Below are 2210 nucleotides of genomic sequence, written 5' to 3'. Positions count from 1 at the left end.
GATTCGCTTTGCACCCTCAATTCCACTGACGGTCAGTTTCAATTCATTCAAAACCTTATTTATCTCCTCATCGCCAACATCGAGTTCCTTATTTATTCGCTGTATTGCCCTGATAAGGTTCGGTATCAGAAGAGGTTCTTCAAAACCTTCGCGCTCAAGCTCATCTGCAGGGATAAATTTCCAGCCTTTAGCCTGCAATTGCTTGATTATATAATCTTCAACTATTGATTTTTCAGTGAATTTCATACTTTCACCCTTTTTCTTCCTGTCAACAAATCGTTCATCAACCCCTTTTTTATCCTTTCAAATTTCTGCTTTTTTGCTTTTAATACTTCCAGCCGTTTATCCACAGTATCAAGAATTTCCGCAATCTTTTGCTGTTCGGGAAGCGAAGGGAGAGGAATTAAGTAATTCTCAATCTCGCTTCTTCTTATAGCTTTAAATGTAGAACCAGTGGAAAGAGATTTAAAAACCCTCTTCTTGAATATTAAATAGTAAAACAGATATAAATAATAAAGTCTGTTATTTTTAGGTCGAATTGCTGTTAAACCTCGCCCAATGCAGCTTTTTAGTGAAGCGATATTTACATCTCCGACTGGTGCTCTCACCGAAAGTAGTACATCATTTTTCTCCGCAATTTTTATGGGTCGAGAGCAATACAATAATGGCGTAGGGTGAATTTCTCCAAATTCGGCTTTACCCTGTAAAAATGGTAAGCCCTCGCCTTTTTTATTATATGTTGAAGATGGAGGAGATTGTCCTATAATTAAATTAGACACATCTTTATCTCCCAATTTCACTACTTCCCATTCTTTCGGTATCCTCCCAATCTCACTCTCCTTAAATTCTTTATGCCCGATTCCTTTGGTCAGAAGTTCCTGCATCAATCCTTTTTTAAGCCTATCAGCCTTTTCTATTGCTTGCTCAACCTTTTCAATTGCCTTATCCACCGTCCCCAAAATCTCCGCAATCTTTTTCTGCTCGGGGAGAGGGGGGAGAGGTAATGGGAATTCCTCAAAAAGTGATTTTTTAATTATTGGGCTTGTAGTTATTCCAGCCCATCTTCTAAGATCATTTTTCTTAAACGCCATTATGTAATAAATATAATAAGGGTTTGTTTTCTCATTGCATACTATAGTGTTGATTTGCTGGTTTGTTATACATTCTTTTGCCGCCATAGATACTTCACCAACAGAAGCGATGCAAGTTACCATAACGGAATCTTTAGGAATTAGTCGTGCTGCCTTAGCTCCTTTCAGGGTAACGCTTCTTTCTGTTTCGTATACATATTTACTGTCAGAGAAATCCGTGGGAGTAACAAAAGGATAACCTTCTCCCCAATATTCTGTAATCTTTGTTGAAGGTGTGGTTCCTGTAATAACTTCGCCCACATCTCTAACTTTCACAACTGCCCATTCCTTCGGAATTCTGCCGATTCCAGGTTGTTTAAATTCTTTTTTCATTCTTCATCCTCTCAGTAGAATCCAATTTTTCGACACAGTTTGGCACAGCTCTTATGTAAACTTAGACGTTGTCCCGAAGTGTTGTGATGAAAATTGTTAAATTATATGATGAGTGTAAAAGTTCTTAGTTCTAAACTTGTACGGGAGTATATTGTCTTTATTCTTCATTTCTTTTGTTTGCCCAAAAGAAACGAAGCTTCGAAGAATGCTGTGCAAAAGAAAAAGGCACCCCGTATGTTTTTCTTAACGGCAGATTGACTGCGATTTATGGCTAATTTCTATAAACTCGCTTCGCTCAGACATATAGAAATCTTAACGCCAAAACCTTGCGATCTGCCTAAAAAACATAATGGGGAATCCAATGAACAAAAAGTTGGACTTCGGTGAGCTCAGCCGAACCGAAAGCCTGTATCAATTGATTCATTCTATTTCTATCACAACACTTTGGGACATTCCCTAAACTTATACCTCCTACCTTGATTTGTCACATTTATGTCACATTCATGACACATTTTACTCTCCATTTTTTACAAGGCAGTGTTTCATTTCATTCTCCCTTCCTCGCCGTAACATATTTCTGGAATCTGCTTTTTGGTTTATCTGGAATTGTTCTCTGAAGTTGCCCATTCCTGAGGAGAGGATCAAGAATCTTCTCCCTAAAATGCTTTCTGTCTTTTAACTTAAGAAAATCCATAATTTCCTGTCTGGTTCTTGGAGTTTCGCAGAAATCCAGAGTCAATGCCACCC

Annotated in this window: 3 protein-coding genes; all 3 read right to left on the bottom strand. The window is 38.1% G+C overall.

From position 1 onward, the window contains the following. A partial coding sequence (locus U9Q18_02490; GenBank protein MEA3313227.1) for a hypothetical protein occupies nucleotides 1–246 on the bottom strand: 246 nt, incomplete at its 3' end. After that, nucleotides 243–1463, bottom strand: a complete 1221-nt coding sequence (locus U9Q18_02485; protein MEA3313226.1) for a restriction endonuclease subunit S — start codon at nucleotides 1461–1463, stop codon at nucleotides 243–245. The genes U9Q18_02490 and U9Q18_02485, both read right to left, overlap by 4 nt. A gap of 547 nt (nucleotides 1464–2010) precedes the next feature. After that, on the bottom strand, nucleotides 2011–2210 hold a 200-nt coding region (locus U9Q18_02480), incomplete at its 5' end, for a hypothetical protein (protein ID MEA3313225.1).

This window comes from Caldisericota bacterium, assembly GCA_034717215.1.
Lineage (GTDB): Bacteria > Caldisericota > Caldisericia > Caldisericales > Caldisericaceae > UBA646.
Note: the sequence above shows the minus strand (reverse complement) of the source record. Positions and strands in the feature narration are given on the sequence as shown.